The following is a 16960-nucleotide window of genomic DNA, read 5'->3' as shown; positions in this document are numbered from 1 at the left end:
CGGCCTGAAAAGGTCGCGCCATTTTTGCATTGGGGACGTTTTGCAAAATCAGAGCGGTTCGACCGAGACGCGGAAGCCCTGTCCGTCCGGCAGATTCTCGAAGGTCAGAGACGCGCCGAGCCGTTTTGCCGCCATGGCGGCAATCGTCAGGCCGAGCCCTGTGCCGGATGCCTTGTTGTCGCGACCGCGATAAAACCGGCGGGTCAGGAGCTCAAGGTCTTCTTCCCGCACACCCGGGCCGTTATCTTCAACGGCCAGTCCGTTTCCTTCAGCTGTCACGCGCCAGTGCACCGCGCCGTTCGCACCGGCGTGCTGGAGCGCATTTTCCTGCAAGTTTCTGAGGATCAGATGCAGTGTCTCCGCGTTTGTATCGACGTTCATATGCTCCAGCGCCGGATCGATGATCGTTGTACCGCCTTCGGGCAGGCCCGCGATCACATCGCGCAGCACCTCGCCGATCACCACCGGCGCCCGGCTGATCTTCTCCGAGCCGGCTTCGAGCCTCGCCAATGTCAGCAATTGGCGGACCAGACGGTCGGTGCGGTCGACTGAAACAAGAATTTGCCTGAGAGCCTGATCGCGCATCGCGTCGTCTTTGGCCGCACGTGCCACCTGCGCCTGCATGCGCAAGCCCGCAAGCGGTGTTTTCAGTTCATGGGCGGCAAAGGCCGTCAACTCGCGTTCATGTCTGCGTGCGGCATCCACCTTGCCGAACAGGCCGTTCAACGCATCCACCAGCGGCCGGACCTCGGAGGGGGCGTCTTCGGCGTCAATCGCGCGCATATCCTCAGCGTCGCGGGCGGTGATGTCGCCGGCAATGCGGTTCAGCGGACGAAGACCGCGCCCGAGGCTGAACCAGATGAGAAATCCGAACACCGGAAGCACCAGCGCCGCCGGTATCAAAAGCCCCGCAACAAGGTCGCGGACCAGACGGTCGCGAAGGCCGACTCGGTCACCGACAACCACCCGCACACCCTTTTCCGGGTCGATGATGGTGTAGACCCGCCACGCCTCGCCATTCACCTCACGGTCGCCGAAACCCTCTTCGTTGAGCGCGATGCTCTCATCCGGCGCCCCGCTGGAACGGGCCACGAGGTCGCCATCGAGCGACCAGATCTGGCACGACAACTGTTTCTCGTAATCAATTGGGGCGAATGTTCCGTCTTTCCGCGCCGCTTCGATATCGCTGTCGGAGACCAGCGAGTGAACCATGCGGGCGGCTTCCTGAAGCCGGGTGTCGAGCACATGCTGAACCTCAAGGCGGCTCCAGGTGGTAATCCAGATAACTGCCGCAACCCAGATGATGCCGGACGCGACGACAAGCAGAATGAAAAGACGGCGTCGCAGGGAATTCATCGGTCTGGCCTCATCCGATAACCGACGCCACGCATGGTTTCGATCTGAGTTCGACCGATTTTGGCGCGAAGATTGTGAACATGAACCTCGACGGCATTGCTTTCGACTTCTTCCTGCCAGCCATAAAGACGGTCTTCCAGTTCTTGCCGGGAACGGATAACGCCCGGACGTTCCATCAGCGCCATCAGAATTGCAAATTCGCGGCGCGACAAGGAGATTTCACGCTCAGAGACGGTGACAGTCATTTTAGAAGGATCAAGAGTGATTTCATTCAGGGTCAGCAATGAACCTGCACGGCCGTGGCCCCGGCGTGTCACAGCACGTAAACGGGCGGCCAGTTCATCCAGGTCAAACGGTTTTCCGATATAATCGTCAGCGCCGACATCAAGCCCGCGGATACGATCCGGCGTTTCGTCCAGCGCTGTCAGCATGACGACGGGCGTCTGGTTTCCTGCCTGTCGCATTTCTGCCAGAAGATCCAGACCAGAGCCGTCCGGCAACATCAGGTCCAGAACGATTGCATCGAATTGCCCAGCCCGGATGGCCGCTCTTGCATCGTTACAATTCGCCACAGCATCTACGGTTTCGCCATTCAGGCTCAGGCCGACTGTCAGCCCGTCAGCCAGAACCGGATCATCCTCAATCACCAATATGCGCATTGCATTTCCTGTTTGCTCGCAAGAACGTGATTAGCTTTTACCGGTCAGCTTAAGCCTGACTTAAGGTCCCGTGAGCCATGGCTCATCAATCGTTCAATCAGGAATGCCGGATAACTGCAATGATCAGATTTTTGTCTTTAATTCTGGCCGTCTTTTTGCTTGCTGGTGTCGCAGGTGCTCAGACGCCGCGACCGGCAGATGAGGTCTTTCAGCTTACTGCCAAGCGTGGTGATGATGGTGCCGTCTTTCTGGACTGGCATATTGCGGAGGGTACCTATCTTTATCGCGACAGTCTGAAGGTGCAAAATGGCGACGCCCCGATTGATGTCAGCCTGCCTGAAGGTGAGGAAAAGGATGATCCGAACTTCGGGCGGGTGCATGTTTTTCATGATCAGGTCGAAGGTGAGCTTCCGCCTCAGCCTGACTTTGGTCAGCTGACCGTGGTCTATCAGGGATGTGCGGAGCAGGGGATTTGCTATCCTCCTGTCAAGAAAACGCTCGATCTTTCCTCGCTCGCCGTATCCGGTATAAACGCTCGCTCTGGTGGCAATCGCCTGACTGCGAGCCCATGGAAATCGGCACCCGATATTACATCGACCCCGGCCAAACCGGTTGCCGCTTCGACCAATGACGTTGCAGCCAGCCCCGCACCGGCAACGCCGGATAGAGCTGAACAGGCGGCATCGTATCTGAATGGCAATCCGGCGCTGATGTTGATCGGCTTTCTTGGATTCGGCCTTCTGCTTTCATTCACACCATGTGTCTTGCCGATGATACCGATCCTGTCTGCAACACTCGCCGGAGCAGGTGAGAAGCTTTCTGCCGGTCGCGGATTCGTGCTTTCATGCGCCTATGTGCTTGCCATGGCGGCGGCTTATGGCGTGGTGGGACTGTTTGCAGGCTGGTCTGGTGCCAATCTTCAGGCGGCGCTTCAAACCCCTTGGGCTCTTGGATTTTCTGCTGTTGTTTTTACCTTTCTGGCTCTGGGCATGTTCGGCGTTTTCGAATTTCAGCTTCCTTCCCGAATCACGACCTGGCTCTCCGGGCGTGGTCGGGGCGGATCGATCGCAGGCGCTTCTGTTCTTGGGTTTGGTTCTGCTTTGATCATTGGCCCATGTGTGACGCCACCGCTGGCTGCTGCAATGCTTTATGCGATAAACACCGGCGAAGCAGTAAAAGGCGCTTTGGCGCTGTTTGCGCTCGGGCTTGGCATGGGGTTGCCACTTATTGCTTTCGGCACATTTGGGGCGCGCATTCTTCCCAAATCCGGCCCCTGGCTTGTGGCCGTTCGGCAGGCCTTCGGTGTGGTTTTTCTCGGTGTTGCGGTTTTTCTGGTTGCAAGGTTGCTGCCGCCGGTGGCTTCGCTGGCGCTCTGGGGCGCTTCTGCCGTTGGACTTTCTGTCTATGCGGGGGCTTTCGACCGCCTTTCCCGCAAGAGCGGTTGGGTTGAGCGCACATCCAAGGCGACCGGGCTTCTGGCATTCGTTGCCGGTGTGGTGATGCTTGTTGGTGCCTCGGCCGGGGAAAGTGATCCGCTTCGGCCGCTGGCCTTTCTGGCGAACCATCCAGCCAGTGAAAGTGTGCGAAAGGTCGCGGAAACAAGGGTTTCTACGCCTGCCGCTTTTGAAACGGCATTGGCCAGCGCTTCGGCGCCCGGAAAACCAGTCCTCGTGTCATTTACCGCTGACTGGTGCACCATATGCAAATCCAATGAGAAAATCATGGCCGAATCCGGCATCGCAGTCCGGCTTGCTCAGGTGCCGGTGATTGAAGTCGATGTCACCCGCCAGAATTCCGATACTGAGACGCTGATGCGTCAGTTTTCGGTGGTTGGGCCGCCGACTCTGTTTCTGGTCGATGCATCCGGAAAGGAGCTTGGTGGCTCGCGAATAACAGGCGCAATTACCACCAAAACCATAGCGCAGAAGTTATCTCAGGCCGGAGCCTGACTTTGAAGAACATGAAGGAGATCAATATGAAACGCAGGCGCTTTCTGGTTGCGGCCGTTTTTGCCGCAACGTTTTCGGCTTTTGCAGGGATTGCCCCGGCGCAGGCTCAGTCCATCGATGTTCAGGCTATCCTCCATGATCCGGATGCGCCTGAGGCAGGCAATCCGGATGGCGATGTTACCATTGTTGCATTTCTCGATTATAATTGCCCTTACTGCAAGAAGACCGCGCCGGATCTTGAGCGTATTGTCGAGGAAGACGGTAATATCCGTCTCGTTTACAAAGATTGGCCGGTTCTGTCGGAAGCGTCCGTTTATGGTGCTCAGCTGGCGATCGGCGCGAAGTATCAGGATAAGTATGAGGACGTGCATCACGCTTTAATGTCCGTGCCGGGGCATAAAGTCAGCGAAGATGAGATGCTGTTTGCTGTGCGTGAAACCAGCGTCGACATGCAGCAGCTTCAGGACGATCTTACAAACCACCATAAGGAAATTGTCGCTCTTCTTGGCCGCACGATGGAACAAGGTGACGCTCTGGGACTTGTATCCACGCCGACCTATCTGATCGGTCCAATGATGACCACAACGCTTGACTATGATGGCTTCAAGGAAGCTGTGGCGGAAGCCCGCCGCCGTCACGCCGCAGGAGAACGCGTCGAATGAAAAACGTAATCCTCAAACTGTTGATGGTAACCGTTGTTGCCGCGCTTTCAGCCTGCGCTTCTACGGGCGTCCGGCAAGAGCCAAAGCAGCCGCCGCCTCAGCCTGTGCTTCAGGATGCGCGCTATGATGCTGTCACGGACGAACCCTTTGCGGTGCCCGCCGTCAATCTGAGACAGTTTGAGCCGGAATACCGGCGGCAGATCGTCGACGATCCGACAGGTGAAACGCCGGGAACACTGGTCGTCGATCCCCAGAACCGGTATCTCTATCTGGTGATGGAAGATGGTAAGGCGATGCGCTACGGCGTGGGCGTCGGGCGTGCTGGCATGGAATGGTCAGGAACCGCCAACGTCGCCTACAAGCGCGAATGGCCGACGTGGACACCAACGCAGAACATGATCAAGCGCGATCCCGAAACTTATCAGAAATGGGCGGGCGGCATGGAAGCCGGGCCGATGAATCCGCTCGGGGCCCGCGCACTCTATCTGTTCGAAGGCGGCAAGGACACGCTCTACCGCATCCACGGCACCAACGAGCCGTGGTCGATTGGGCAGGCAATGTCTTCAGGCTGTATCCGTATGATGAATCAGGACATTATGGATCTCTATCAGCGAGTACCGGATGGCGCGAAGGTTGTCGTGCTTCCGGCCAGTTGGACCGGACCGCAAGATACTGCGACGAATGTCTGAGCACTCGCTTCCCAGATGAGTGGCAGGTCAGAAACAGACACCGCGCGAGCAGCCAGCTTGTTTGCGCGGTGTTTTGCTGTATTACCTGGACCGCTTCCGGCATATGCCATGCCTTCCAGCACGTTAGAGGGATCAGAGGCCACTGAACATCATTTGAGCCTGCGGCTAACCTTTTAAAATGAACGGTACAGTTCCTCGCGAAGTTTGAATTTAATTTTTCAAAGATATGCTGCTCACAGGAATGGTTTTCTTGGCCTTGGGCGTCATATTTTCTAATCTCCCCACAATTCAGATTTTCATAAAGTGGGGTCACTCATGAAAAATACGCTCTTCGCCGCCATCGGCGCCGCCCTCATTCTGACCGCGCCGGCTGCACGGGCCGATGATCAGGTTGAGATCCTCAACGTCTCTTACGATATTGCCCGTGAGCTTTATGCCACGATCAATCCGGCATTTGCCGAATACTGGCAGGGCGAAACCGGGCAGGATGTGACGATCAACCAGTCACATGCCGGGTCGTCAAAACAGGCCCGTGCTATCATGCAGGGTCTGAAGGCCGACCTTGTAACCTTCAATCAGGTTCTTGATGTGCAGGTGCTGGCCGATAATGGCTTTGTGGCAGAAGACTGGCAGCAGGCGTTGCCGAACAACGCTTCGCCCTATTACTCTCTGCCTGCGTTCCTCGTACGCGACGGTAATCCGAAAGGCATTGCAGACTGGGATGATCTGACCCGCGACGATGTTCAGATTGTTTTCCCGAACCCAAAGACATCTGGTAATGCCCGCTACACCTATCTGGCCGCCTATGCCTATGCATTGGATAAATTCGGTGGCGACGATGCGAAAGCACAGGAGTTTGTGGGCAAAATTCTGAACAATGTCGCTGTATTCGACACCGGGGGGCGTGGCGCGACGACGACCTTTGTCGAACGCGGTATCGGTGATGTGCTGATTACATTTGAAGCAGAAGTTGAAAATATCCGTTCGCAGTATGGCGAAGACGAGTATGCCCGTGTCGTGCCTTCCATGTCGCTTCTGGCTGAATTTCCGGTTGCTGTCGTTGATAAAGTCGCAGAACGCCGTGGCACCGAGGGTGTCTCCAAGGCCTATCTGGAGTTTCTCTATTCCAAGCAGGGCCAGGAAATTATCGCATCCTTCAATAACCGGGTTCACAACCCGGAAGTCAAAGCGGAATATGCAGACAAGTTTCCCGATGTTAAGCTTGTAACGGTCGAAGATGTTTTCGGCGGTTGGGAACAGGCCAATGAAACGCACTTTGCCGATGGCGGTGTTCTCGATCAGATTCAGTCGAAACGCTGATCCACACTGATTTTTCTCAGGCCCGTTCCGTATGTGCGGCGCGGGCTTGATTGCTGTTCAACTCCGGAGGCAGCATGCGCTCCGGCTTACCCTTCAGGGGCACTATGGCATTTGTGCAATCCCAGTTCATCAGGCCGCGGCGCGGGGCGAGGCGGGTGATGCCCGGCTTCGGGCTGACGCTAGGTGTCAGCCTGCTCTTCGTCTGCCTGATCATTCTGCTGCCGTTAAGTGCGCTGTTCTTTCAGCTTGGTCAGCTCGGTTTCGCCGATTACTGGCGGATCATCAGCTCAGATCGAACGCTGGCTGCCTTTCGGGTGACCATTTCGGCTGCCTTTGTCGCGACAGTTTTCAACGCATGTTTCGGCCTGCTTCTGGCATGGGTTCTGGTGCGCTATCGCTTTCCCGGAAAACGTCTTCTGGACGCACTGATTGACCTGCCATTTGCCTTGCCAACGGCTGTCGCCGGTATCGCGCTTGTGGCGCTTTATGATCAGAATGGCTGGATGGGCATGCTGCTGTCTGAGTTCGGCCTCAAGGTCGCTTATACCTGGTGGGGCATTGCCATTGCCATGACGTTCACATCAGTTCCCTTTGGTGTGAGAACCGTTCAGCCGGTGATGGAAAGCCTGAAAAGAGAGCTTGAAGAAGCGGCCCAAACACTCGGCGCGACCGATATTCAGGTGTTCAGGCATGTCGTGTTTCCGCAGCTCTGGCCAAGCTTCGTCATGGGCGCGTCACTGGCCTTTGCCCGTTCGCTGGGAGAGTTTGGCGCGGTGATCTTCATCGCAGGCAATATGCCCTACAAGACTGAAATTGCTTCGCTTCTGGTGATGATCCGGCTGGATGAGTATGACTTTCCCGCAGCAAGCGCGATTGCCGGAACGCTGCTGGCTCTGGCTCTGGCGGTTCTCATCCTCGCAAATATCGCGACCAGCCGAGCCGGCCGGCATCTGGTAAAGGGAGGCTGAGGCATGGCAGACAATAAATTGCATCCTCAGGTCGCTGCCCTGAGACGTCGTCAGCGCGCCAAACGCACGGCACTGATCGTGATCGGTGTTTTGTTCGCAACGCTGGTGATGGGTTTGCCAAGCCTTGCCATCTTCGTACGGGCCTTTTCCGAAGGTCTCGGTATCTACTTTTCAAACATTGTCGAGCCTGAGACACTGCATGCGATCAAGCTCACTGTGCTGACAGCCCTGATCGCCTTGCCGGTCAATATCGTCTTCGGGATCTGCGCGGCGTGGGCTGTGACCCGGTTCCGGTTTCCGGGCCGCCGCGCGCTGATCACCATTATTGAGCTGCCATTTTCGATCTCACCGATTGTCGCCGGTCTTTGCTATCTTCTGGTTTATGGTTCGACCGGTCTCGTTGGCGGACTTGCTGACCAGTATGGTATTCAGCTTATGTTCAATCTTACGGGTATCGTGCTGGTATCGTTGTTTGTGACCTGCCCGTTTGTGGCGCGGGAGCTGATCCCGCTGATGGAAATGACAGGCAGCGAACAGGAAGAAGCCGCGCTGACGCTGGGAGCAACCGGCTGGCAGACCTTCCGACACGTCACTTTGCCAAATATTCGCTGGGCGCTGCTTTACGGCGCAATTCTCGCCAATGCCCGTGTGATCGGGGAATTCGGTGCTGTCAGTGTTGTTTCCGGCAATATTCGCGGCCAGACGATGACGCTGCCGCTGCAGGTGGAGCTGCTTTATAATGACTATAACGTGACTGGCGCTTTTGCCGCCGCGACCATTCTGACGGTTATCGCTGTGATCACGCTGATACTGCGCTCGGTTATCGAGGCACGCCACCCGCAGCCACATTAACGCATTCAATCGGGAGTCCGGCCATGGGGCTGAACGTCGAAAATATTTCGAAATCCTACGGCAATAATCTGGTGCTGGATGGCGTAAGCCTTGATATCGAGCCAGGTGAGTTTGTGGCACTTCTTGGGCCTTCCGGTTCGGGCAAAACCACGCTTCTGCGAGTCATCGCAGGTCTGCAATTTGCCGATGCCGGACGGCTGTTGCTGGACAATGATGATATTACCGGGCTGGAAGCGCGTCTGCGCCGCTTCGGTGTCGTGTTCCAGAGCTACGCGCTTTTTGAACATATGAGCGTTGCCGACAATGTTGCATTCGGTCTGAAGATGCGTCCGCGTTGGGCTCGTCCGTCGCGTGCCGACATGAAAAAGCGGGTGGATGATCTTCTGGCGCTGGCCGAGATCGGGCATCTTGCCGGACGCTATCCCTCTCAGCTTTCCGGTGGGCAACGGCAGCGCGTGGCATTAACACGGGCGCTGGCGATCGAACCGCGTCTCCTGCTGCTCGATGAGCCTTTCAGCGCGCTTGATAAGAAGATCCGCAAAGGCTTGCGCACGGCTTTACGCGATCTTCAGCGCAAGGTTGGTATCTCCGCCATTCTGGTCACGCATGATCAGGAAGAAGCCTTCGAAATCGCGGATCGGATAGCGATCATGTCGGATGGACGTATCGAGCAGTTCGGAACGGCCGACCAGCTGATGCGCGAACCGGCATCGCCGTTTGTGGCAGAGTTTTTGGAAGGTATGGCAAATTATGAAAATCAGGGTGCCGGTATCTGACCCGGCGCCCCTGAAAGGCAGTCATCTGGTCATACTACTGCCGAACGATGACGAAGCGGATATCGTCCTTCGTGCTGCCGTAGACACGGTCGGAAAAGGAGTCGATCGGCAGATCGATTGTTCCGATATTCGGCTGGGCAATGCCTGAAAGGATGATCGTGCGGCCCTTTCGCTCCCAGCCATTGATCTGACTGACTCCATTGATGCTGCCAAGACCTTCAACCTGGTTGCAGGCAAAGGCGCTGACCCGGCCTTTATGCTGATCAAAAGCGCTGGCCTTGAACTCAACTGAACAGCTTCTGGTCGTTGGGCCGATTGCCGGATACATTTTCCACTTGCCGACGATGGAATCGGGCAGCTCCTTTTCCTGAGCGGGCGCGCTGTTGCTGACCGGTGCGGGCGCGGGGCTGGTGCTTGGAGAACAACCCGCAATACCTGCCAGAACCAGCCCGGAGAGCAACGTTTTCATGAGGGGATTTAAACTACTGATATGCGATCTCGTCATGTTGATCTCCTAATCATCGGTTTCAGAAACTAAGGCTGGCCCTGGCTGAGAAGACGTGGCTCTGAAGGTTTTCACGAAATTCACCTTCGTAAGCCGCCTCAAAAGAGAAACGGTTATTGGCCCTGGCCGCCATTGCGATGCGCCCGACAAAGGCATCGGCTCCGATATCGGCCCCGTTCACCTCGAAATTCCCGCCAAAAATGCCGGACTCTGAAGAACGGCTGACGTCGCCGTAATCATGTCGCCAGCCAAGGCTTAGAAGCGGTTCCAGCCGCAGGCCGTTGTCAAATACGATGTCTCTGGAAAATGCCATGGCAAGTGTTGTCTGGGTTTCCTCAAAGGTTTCGGAAGGAAGTGAAAGCCCAAGTGCGCTGCCGGTTTCCCGCATGCTGTGGCGGTGAAAACCTTTGTAGCCGAATGTGGCAGACGGCGTCAGTGTCATCACATTCGTATCAAGCTTACGAAATGCGGAGGCTTCGATAAATCCACCTGTACCGTGACCACGCGCACTGGCAGTCGCATGATAGGAGCCAAGCGACGTTTCCCGGCTCGTCGAAAGATCACCGTAGGAAAAGCCTGCGCGCGCGGAAAAAGCCATCAAGCCCGCATCCAAGGTGCCGTAAACCGCGCCCTGATAGGTGTCGATATTGCCGGACCCGTTTGTGCCAGCCCCGACATCGGCGTACTCATAGGATGCAGCGATACCGGCGACGCCTTCACTGAATTGCCAGTCGAGACCGAAAACGCCGCTATCGGCGGTCGAATCATAGCCTGACAGACCGCCGGATGCACCGATATCGGTTGAGACCGTATTGCCGGCGACCCAGGCCGTGCCGGTGCCATATGCCGTCTCGTTGGCCGACATCCAGCCAGCAGCCAGTTCCATTTGCCGCTCACCGATTGTATCGGCAAAACGGCCGACGGCGCGGACGGCTGTCGTTCCCATTTCCACATGGATCTGGCCAGTCATCGACGACATGCCGGATTCAAGATCGCCAAGGCTTGCGGCATAAAGCGCGTTATACCCGTCATTGTAGGCCGCATCCGGCCGCTGCCCCGCTGCAGGGCGCGTGGCATCAATGGCCCGGCCAAGCGCCTTTTCGTTGATGCCTGTCTGAATGCCCAGTGTCTCAAGTGTTCCGTAGCGTTCAGGGGTGGTGGCGAGCGAAAGTGCGGTATCGTGATAGAGAACATCGAAGCGTGTGCCAGCAGGCAGGCCGCTTGCAGGCTGGACAAGGACATCAAAACTGCCCGTCACGCTGCCATTCGGCGCTGACGCGAATGTGAAGAGCGCACCCGGTTGCGGCACAAAGCTGTTGATCGCCGATCCGGTGATGCCGCGTAATTGTGGGTTCAGTATTCCGCCTGCTGTGAACAGATTGCCGTTCCCCGACAGGAGGATGCGGTCATAATTGCCTGCACCATTTTCTGTTCCGGTTCCATCAATTTCTATTGCCGTGGTGGCACTTGCATTCAGTGTCACATCACCTGATACAATCAGCGTGCCGGGTGAATTCCCCGGCGCAAGCCTGCCCGATACGTCGACATCGCCTTCGATAAACCCGCTGCCGCCCAGTGTCGCGTTCTGTCCGATCATGACTGACGGAGTGGTGAGATAGCCATCAGCGTCCAGCAGGCCACCATCGATAACAATGCCTTGCCTGAAAGTCGCAGCACCGGAAACGGTGAGTGTGCCGGTGCCTTTCTTTTCCAGGCTGCCATCGCTTTCAAAAGATGCGACCCAGGTCGTGTCGGCATTATCCGCGCCAACGGTATAAACACCGTTACCCGTCATATTGACAGGTCCTGCAGACAGGGCACGATCAAGCCGGACAAGGCCCCAGCCATAGACATCATCAACGCCCGAGGCCCCGAGATCTTCAGCCGTCAGGAACAGCACATTGAGGATCTCAGCCGGCGTCAGTGCCGGGTATGCCTCGGTTAGAACCGCGATTGCACCGGAAACATTCGGTGCAGCCATAGACGTGCCGGAGTAGGAGTCATAGCCACTTGCAACCAGATCCTCAGGCACTGTCGAGTAAATGCCGCTGTCTGCGCCTGACGGCTGGTCACCACCCGGCGCAGAAATACACCATTGTCTGGCTACACCGCATCGGTTCGAGTAGCTGGCGATCTGATTATAGGCATCGAGCGCGACGACAACGACAATGCGTCCGCGGGCTTTGCCATCCTGGGCCTCTGCAGCTGCCAGCGCCTCAGCTGATGTGAAGCTCAGATCAAGCCCGGTACCATGATCGTCATAGATCAGCTCGCCTTGAGAATTGGTCGCGCCCTGATTTTCGGGCTGGATGAAAGGGAATAATCCGCTGCTAAAGGGATTTTCTGCCAGAACCGGAGCAATATCGTATTCGTTACCGGCAGACATGACGATCACCTGCCCGGCATCGAGGCTTTTCCGCATTGCTTTGGCATCGGCCATAAACTGCGGCTGTTCATCTACAGGCATATCCCAGGTCGTCTGGTTTGGCTCGGCCGTGGCGCCGAAGCTTCCATTGATGACTTTCACATCCGAAAACTGAGACAGGTATTCAAAACCGACCGTATCGGGAACACGCGACCCCGTAACAGGTTCGCAGGAACCATTCAGTATCGACGGACCGCAATACTGCAACTCATCGATATCAAAATCCTCGCCATCGACAAAGACTTCACCATCGCCTCCCGGTATCGCGCCGACGGAAAGGATGGTGGCCTGCGGTGCCACGCCTTCCATGCCGAACCCGTTCCGCCCTGCGCCGATAATGCCGGAAACATGGGTCCCGTGGCCATCAATATCATAAGAATCATCCGGCCCTTGTTGAAAAGCAGCCTTGAACTGCTCCGGGGTCAGGTGATCACCTTCAACGCTGGTATCAAACCAGTGAAGATAACTTTTTGAGCGAGGGTCGATCCGCCCCGCAAATTCAGGATGCACTGTCCCATTGGGGCTGATGGCAATGCCTGTATCAATGACCCCGACAACCACACCTTTGCCTGTAAAACCTTTTTCAAGTGCGGCATCTGCATGCATGGCATCAAGCGAATAATTGCGCTGATACTCGCTGAGCTGGCTTTTCGGGATGCCCGGATTTCCACCGGGGTAAGGGAAGGGGCCAGAGGAAGAGGACTTTGTTATTGACGAAGTGCCCGCTGCAAGGGATTTTCCGGGGTAACGGCTCGCCAGATGCCTTCCGGACTGAACGGCGCGTGTGATGCTCTGCGCAAGATCAGGCCGTAGCGCAATCGCACGTTCGCTGATCATGTCAGCACGCTCCGGCGTCAGTCGCGTATTTTCGACGATGCTCGCCAGAAAGGACTGACGACCATATGTCTCTGCCTTGTCGAGTGCGTCAGTAATCGCTTTTGCCGAAAACACTCCTGCAGCGTTTTCTCTGTCGGGCGGTGTTGTGGTCGCGCCAAGCGCTGAGGCCTGTGAAGTTCCGATCAAGGCCGAGGTGAGAAGCAGTATCGCTGCACGGCGCCGAGTAGTGCGTTTTGGGGCACACGCAGAGACAGTCAGAAAACGCATCATAGACTTTCTGTCTTTTGTTTTCACAAAGATACGGCGCAATTCGTTCCGGACAATCAGGAAAACCTAACATAAAACCGGACTTTGGAAAAAAACGCCTTTGAGATGCCCTCATTGCATAAAATTGTTTGCTGAGTATTTGCTGAGGCCTTTCTCTGCATTTTTTAGTCTTCAGAGGAGATGGACTGGGCCTGCTATAGCCGTGCCCCGGCCAGTCAGGCCCTGCAAATACTGGCTCTTATCTCGTCGCTGACGACACTTTCGCTGAAAAGGCCTGTCAGAATCTGTATCGGTCGGTCCATAATATTTTTGCGATGCCTGCGATGTTCAAAGTGACGGCCGAAAATTCGGAAGAGATGCTGAAGCATGCTCTGTGCTGTTGTCGAAGTCAGCTCCGTACCATTCCATATTGGCTCCGAAGGATCGATTTCAAAGTCTGGTTCCAGCAGCATCTTAAGTTGCTGATGTGCGACCGGCAGATGCTGGCGAAACATTGCGGATAGAGTCGCAAGCTCTTCGTGTTGTGCTCCGGCCCTAAATGCTGCGGCCTTCAGGACGTGGAGGTAGATATAAAATTCGCTGCCCGGATCCGATAGTGTGATCGCTTCATCGTAGAGGGCGCAGGCCTCTCTGATATGGCCGCGATTGGCACTGATCTGGCCTCTCAGTGAAACAATGGTCGCGAAGGATGCGCTTTTCTGCAATGCTTCATCGATGAGCAGTTCTGCGCGATCCGTATGCCCCCTGTTGATGAAGATCATTAACTTGGCGGTTGCCAGTTTCATCTCCGGTATTTCGGAAAGGCCGGGGAGTCTTGCGAGGCATATATCTTCGATCTCATGTTCAATGCTGTCCCACTCTTTCTGGGAAAGCCATTCATCGCGCTCGCTCATGCTCTGCAGCAACCGGACATAGAGGTTAAGGCCCCACATGATGTCGAGGCGCTTGTCTTCCGGGGCTGAGTGCTTTGCCCGTTGCAGCTTTCTCGCATTTTCGCGCCAGCTGACGCCGGATTGACCGGTGCTCAAAAGCAAAGCGGCATCATGCTGGCGAATCCAGATCGGTGTATCTCCGGGGCGTCCATTGCCTGCCGGCGGTAACGCGAGATAGGTCCATATATTCTGAATTATGGTGTCAGCACCGGTATTGTTGGAATGATGCTGCCGGTCGAGTCGCTCGATCGCGATAATCTCGCCATCTCTTTGCAGAATCAGCGCCATATGAAGTGTGCTATGATATCTGTGTATATGAACCTCAAGCGTGAACTCACAGTCTGGTCGCTCTTTTCCGTGCGACAGCGTGACGCTCTTTTCTGCGCCGAGACCGGCCTGCAATTCATCCCGCAGCTGGGATACACAGTGTTCTGCCTCTTCACCACCGCGCTCCAGCCCATATACCGGACCAATGCACATGAAGCACGCGGTGTCATCTTTGTCCGGGTCGGATTTCTCGGCAATCCAGATATAGCCTTCGCCATATTGAGTGCGGATAAAGCGTGGATTGCGCGCGCTATCACCCAGATTGCGGCGCAACTTATTCACCAGAAAATCGATATGGCGATCACCGGCTGCTGTATTTTCACCATCGATTACGGCGAGCAGATCATTGCGTTGCAAAAGACGCATATTATTGGCGGTAAAGTGCCGCAGCAGTATCCGCTCCTGGCGGGTAAAAGATATCTTGCGCTCATCTCCGTCTTTTTTTGCCGAGAGAAAATCAGGAGAAAACTCAATATCAAGATATCGCATTGCTGCTTCTCATCTCGCCTCTTTCCAGAGGAGCCGCCGGAACGGTCCTTGCCAAATTGATATTTGTCAGTCCATCCGACGAGCATGTTATTGTCAATAGTCTGAACAAAATGGCTTTTGCGATAGATGTCTGGTCAGTCTAAAGAAGAATGCTGCGTTTTTGCTTCTATCTGGAAAATGTAGGGATCAAACGTGCATGCAGGCTTACTCATCTGAGCCGTATGATGTGAAACATCGGTGCGAGGGCGATAGTAAATCCAGTAAGCAGCCGCTTATAGGGGGTCAAATCAGCAATAAGCAGATGGACCGCGCGGATAAGGGCGGGTGAGATCCGGTCATGGCCTCGGCTAGTCCGAGTGCTTTTCTAAACGAAAGGAAAAACCATGAAACGTTCTGTTCTCTTCGCACTTTCGCTCATTGCCGGGCCGGTTTCTGCCTTCGCTATGCCATCCGTCGGCGATGTGGTTGGCGCCAACCCAAAGGATGCGACAGCCGCTTTGGAAAAGACCGGCTGTACGGTTCGCGCATCTGAAGCCGAAGGCGCTATGATTGAAGCAAAATGTTCCGATTCCAACAGTCAGATGTGGGAGGTTTATATCGACCCGGCATCGGGAAAAGTCGCCAGAATTTCGGGTAAAGACTGACATGAAGAGCGCTCAGAAATCCAGCAAAGGAGCCGAGAGTGCTCCTCCTGATCCGTGGGATCCTGTAGTGCGTATCAGCCACTGGCTGATTGCCGCCGCTGTCATCATCAACGGTTTGCTATCAAAACCCGGTGGGACTGTTCACATCTGGGTTGGTTGGGTTGCCATGGCTGTGTTGTTCATCCGCTTTGGATGGGGCTTTCTCGGGCCAAAAGAAGCGCGCTTTTCCTCCTTCCTGCCCGATCCGCGAGCTGCAGTATCGCATCTTCTGTCACTGCTGCGTGGGCGTCCTCGCGAGTACAGCTCGCACAACCCTGCCGGTGCCATGATGGTCTATGCACTTTGGCTGGCTCTGGCCGTCGTGATTGCCACAGGTCTGATCATGACGGATGCCAAGTCGCCGGTAACAATCTCCGAAGAACGGGCCGCCGTTGCCAGTGGCGACTGGTCTGTGCTTGTCGGTAAGGATGGTGAGGACGATGAAGGCCATTCAGAAGGTGCAGGTGAAATTGTAAAGGGCGTTCACGAAACCGCCGCAAACTTCATGCTTATACTGGCGTTCATACACGTTGCCGGAGTGGTAGCCGAAAGCGTGGCGCTCCGGCGCAATCTGGTTCGTCCGATGATCAAAGGTCCACCGCGTTGATCCGAGAAGAAAAGCCAAAAACGCCGGGGCGATCTCAAACGGTCGCCCTTGCTCTTTTTATGATGCTGCAATGCATTGCAGCGGTTTTCTTTGTTGCGGATGCAACGCGCGATCTTTTTGAAAAGCCGCCTGGGGCGCATTCAATCCTTGAGGCGCTTATCGCGCTTGTGTTGGTGCTTGGCATTCTTCTGGCAGGCTTGCAGCTTCGCCTGACGCTGGAGCAGATGTCGAAACAGAAACGGGCTATTGAAAGTGCGCGTGGTGACTTCACCCGCGTTGTTGAGAGCCAGTTTGCAATATGGAGGTTCACTTCAGCCGAACGTGAGGTTGGCTTTCTTGCGCTGAAAGGGCTGGATATAGCTGAAATTGCTGAAGTGCGGGGCTCTGCGCAGGGGACGGTGCGGGCGCAGCTCGCACGGATTTATGCCAAAGCCGGTGTTTCAGGCAGAGCCCAGTTCGCTGCATGGTTTGTTGAAGAGCTTCTGGGCGAGGGGCTTAGAACGCCGTGCATCCATTCGGATGCACAAAGCACGATGCGTAGTTCCGGCACGTAAGGCGAAAAGCCATTAGAGCGTCAGGCGCGATGAATGAATCGTATGGGATTCCGTTTTTGTGTGATTTGTGATTCCTTGTGTCAAAGGAGATTTCCGATGACCC

At 55.7% G+C, this 16960-nt stretch carries 15 protein-coding genes and 1 pseudogene; 10 read left to right on the top strand and 6 right to left on the bottom strand.

Annotation, left to right across the window (positions count from 1 at the left end; all coding sequences use genetic code 11):
• Nucleotides 1-48: 48 nt before the first annotated feature.
• Together EDC90_RS16105 and EDC90_RS16100 are read right to left on the bottom strand one after the other, a co-directional pair.
• Entirely contained in the window at nucleotides 49-1356 is a 1308-nt protein-coding gene (locus EDC90_RS16105; protein ID WP_132313469.1) for an ATP-binding protein, read from the bottom strand.
• On the bottom strand, nucleotides 1353-2015 hold the full coding sequence (locus tag EDC90_RS16100; protein ID WP_132313467.1) for a response regulator: 663 nt from the start codon (nucleotides 2013-2015) through the stop codon (nucleotides 1353-1355). Before EDC90_RS16100 ends, EDC90_RS16105 begins: the two co-directional genes overlap by 4 nt.
• Before the next feature lie 119 nt (nucleotides 2016-2134).
• Between EDC90_RS16100 and dsbD the strand changes: the two genes are divergently transcribed.
• The 7 genes from dsbD to EDC90_RS16065 all read left to right on the top strand — a co-directional run bounded on the left by dsbD (nucleotide 2135) and on the right by EDC90_RS16065 (nucleotide 9231).
• Nucleotides 2135-3964 (top strand): protein-disulfide reductase DsbD, encoded by a 1830-nt coding sequence (gene dsbD / locus EDC90_RS16095; protein ID WP_132313465.1) that lies wholly within the window; start codon nucleotides 2135-2137, stop codon nucleotides 3962-3964.
• Nucleotides 3965-3990: 26 nt separating this feature from the next.
• Nucleotides 3991-4626, top strand: a complete 636-nt coding sequence (locus EDC90_RS16090; RefSeq protein WP_132313463.1) for a DsbA family protein — start codon at nucleotides 3991-3993, stop codon at nucleotides 4624-4626.
• Nucleotides 4623-5315, top strand: a complete 693-nt coding sequence (locus tag EDC90_RS16085; RefSeq protein ID WP_132313461.1) for a L,D-transpeptidase — start codon at nucleotides 4623-4625, stop codon at nucleotides 5313-5315. The genes EDC90_RS16090 and EDC90_RS16085 overlap by 4 nt, the downstream gene beginning before the upstream one ends.
• 315 nt (nucleotides 5316-5630) lie before the next feature.
• Nucleotides 5631-6635: a thiosulfate ABC transporter substrate-binding protein CysP gene (gene cysP, locus EDC90_RS16080; protein ID WP_132313459.1), complete on the top strand. Its 1005-nt coding sequence runs from the start codon at nucleotides 5631-5633 to the stop codon at nucleotides 6633-6635.
• A gap of 158 nt (nucleotides 6636-6793) precedes the next feature.
• Nucleotides 6794-7603, top strand: coding sequence for a sulfate ABC transporter permease subunit CysT (gene cysT, locus EDC90_RS16075; RefSeq protein ID WP_245511092.1), 810 nt, complete (start codon nucleotides 6794-6796; stop codon nucleotides 7601-7603).
• 3 nt (nucleotides 7604-7606) lie between these two features.
• Nucleotides 7607-8455 (top strand): sulfate ABC transporter permease subunit CysW, encoded by an 849-nt coding sequence (cysW, locus tag EDC90_RS16070; RefSeq protein ID WP_132313457.1) that lies wholly within the window; start codon nucleotides 7607-7609, stop codon nucleotides 8453-8455.
• A gap of 23 nt (nucleotides 8456-8478) precedes the next feature.
• Nucleotides 8479-9231 carry an ABC transporter ATP-binding protein gene (locus EDC90_RS16065; RefSeq protein ID WP_132313455.1) on the top strand — a complete coding sequence of 251 codons (753 nt, stop codon included), beginning with the start codon at nucleotides 8479-8481 and terminating at the stop codon, nucleotides 9229-9231.
• A gap of 34 nt (nucleotides 9232-9265) precedes the next feature.
• On the opposite strand, the gene EDC90_RS16060 is transcribed toward EDC90_RS16065, so the two are convergent.
• From EDC90_RS16060 to EDC90_RS21570, 4 genes and pseudogenes are all read right to left on the bottom strand, one after another.
• Entirely contained in the window at nucleotides 9266-9736 is a 471-nt protein-coding gene (locus tag EDC90_RS16060) for a hypothetical protein (RefSeq protein WP_132313453.1), read from the bottom strand.
• A gap of 22 nt (nucleotides 9737-9758) precedes the next feature.
• Nucleotides 9759-13268: a S8 family serine peptidase gene (locus EDC90_RS16055; RefSeq protein ID WP_245511091.1), complete on the bottom strand. Its 3510-nt coding sequence runs from the start codon at nucleotides 13266-13268 to the stop codon at nucleotides 9759-9761.
• A gap of 212 nt (nucleotides 13269-13480) precedes the next feature.
• Nucleotides 13481-14485 (bottom strand): hypothetical protein, encoded by a 1005-nt coding sequence (locus tag EDC90_RS16050; protein ID WP_245511090.1) that lies wholly within the window; start codon nucleotides 14483-14485, stop codon nucleotides 13481-13483.
• A gap of 300 nt (nucleotides 14486-14785) precedes the next feature.
• A pseudogene (locus EDC90_RS21570) lies at nucleotides 14786-14890 on the bottom strand (hypothetical protein); the annotation flags it as partial.
• Between the two features lie 506 nt (nucleotides 14891-15396).
• Between EDC90_RS21570 and EDC90_RS16045 the strand changes: the two are divergent.
• From EDC90_RS16045 to EDC90_RS16035, 3 genes are all read left to right on the top strand, one after another.
• Nucleotides 15397-15657 (top strand): PepSY domain-containing protein, encoded by a 261-nt coding sequence (locus EDC90_RS16045; RefSeq protein WP_132313446.1) that lies wholly within the window; start codon nucleotides 15397-15399, stop codon nucleotides 15655-15657.
• 67 nt (nucleotides 15658-15724) lie between these two features.
• The gene (locus EDC90_RS16040; protein WP_245511088.1) at nucleotides 15725-16303 is read left to right on the top strand and encodes a cytochrome b/b6 domain-containing protein; all 579 of its coding nucleotides are present in this window, start codon (nucleotides 15725-15727) and stop codon (nucleotides 16301-16303) included.
• Between the two features lie 59 nt (nucleotides 16304-16362).
• Nucleotides 16363-16857: a helix-turn-helix transcriptional regulator gene (locus tag EDC90_RS16035; protein ID WP_132313441.1), complete on the top strand. Its 495-nt coding sequence runs from the start codon at nucleotides 16363-16365 to the stop codon at nucleotides 16855-16857.
• The last annotated feature ends 103 nt before the right edge of the window (nucleotides 16858-16960 follow it).

It is taken from the genome of Martelella mediterranea, assembly GCF_004342225.1.
Lineage (GTDB): Bacteria > Pseudomonadota > Alphaproteobacteria > Rhizobiales > Rhizobiaceae > Martelella > Martelella mediterranea_B.
This window is presented reverse-complemented; position numbering and strand designations above follow the sequence as displayed.

What these genes read in the sequence shown, in the direction of transcription:
- EDC90_RS16035 (WP_132313441.1), top strand. Translation starts at nt 16,363, where the DNA reads ATGATGCTGCAATGCATTGCAGCGGTTTTCTTTGTTGCGGATGCAACG.
- EDC90_RS16100 (WP_132313467.1), bottom strand. Translation starts at nt 2,015, where the DNA reads ATGCGCATATTGGTGATTGAGGATGATCCGGTTCTGGCTGACGGGCTG.
- cysT (WP_245511092.1), top strand. Translation starts at nt 6,794, where the DNA reads ATGCCCGGCTTCGGGCTGACGCTAGGTGTCAGCCTGCTCTTCGTCTGC.
- cysP (WP_132313459.1), top strand. Translation starts at nt 5,631, where the DNA reads ATGAAAAATACGCTCTTCGCCGCCATCGGCGCCGCCCTCATTCTGACC.
- EDC90_RS16060 (WP_132313453.1), bottom strand. Translation starts at nt 9,736, where the DNA reads ATGACGAGATCGCATATCAGTAGTTTAAATCCCCTCATGAAAACGTTG.
- EDC90_RS16045 (WP_132313446.1), top strand. Translation starts at nt 15,397, where the DNA reads ATGAAACGTTCTGTTCTCTTCGCACTTTCGCTCATTGCCGGGCCGGTT.
- EDC90_RS16050 (WP_245511090.1), bottom strand. Translation starts at nt 14,485, where the DNA reads ATGGCGCTGATTCTGCAAAGAGATGGCGAGATTATCGCGATCGAGCGA.
- EDC90_RS16105 (WP_132313469.1), bottom strand. Translation starts at nt 1,356, where the DNA reads ATGAATTCCCTGCGACGCCGTCTTTTCATTCTGCTTGTCGTCGCGTCC.
- EDC90_RS16055 (WP_245511091.1), bottom strand. Translation starts at nt 13,268, where the DNA reads ATGATGCGTTTTCTGACTGTCTCTGCGTGTGCCCCAAAACGCACTACT.
- EDC90_RS16065 (WP_132313455.1), top strand. Translation starts at nt 8,479, where the DNA reads ATGGGGCTGAACGTCGAAAATATTTCGAAATCCTACGGCAATAATCTG.
- dsbD (WP_132313465.1), top strand. Translation starts at nt 2,135, where the DNA reads ATGATCAGATTTTTGTCTTTAATTCTGGCCGTCTTTTTGCTTGCTGGT.
- EDC90_RS16085 (WP_132313461.1), top strand. Translation starts at nt 4,623, where the DNA reads ATGAAAAACGTAATCCTCAAACTGTTGATGGTAACCGTTGTTGCCGCG.
- EDC90_RS16090 (WP_132313463.1), top strand. Translation starts at nt 3,991, where the DNA reads ATGAAACGCAGGCGCTTTCTGGTTGCGGCCGTTTTTGCCGCAACGTTT.
- cysW (WP_132313457.1), top strand. Translation starts at nt 7,607, where the DNA reads ATGGCAGACAATAAATTGCATCCTCAGGTCGCTGCCCTGAGACGTCGT.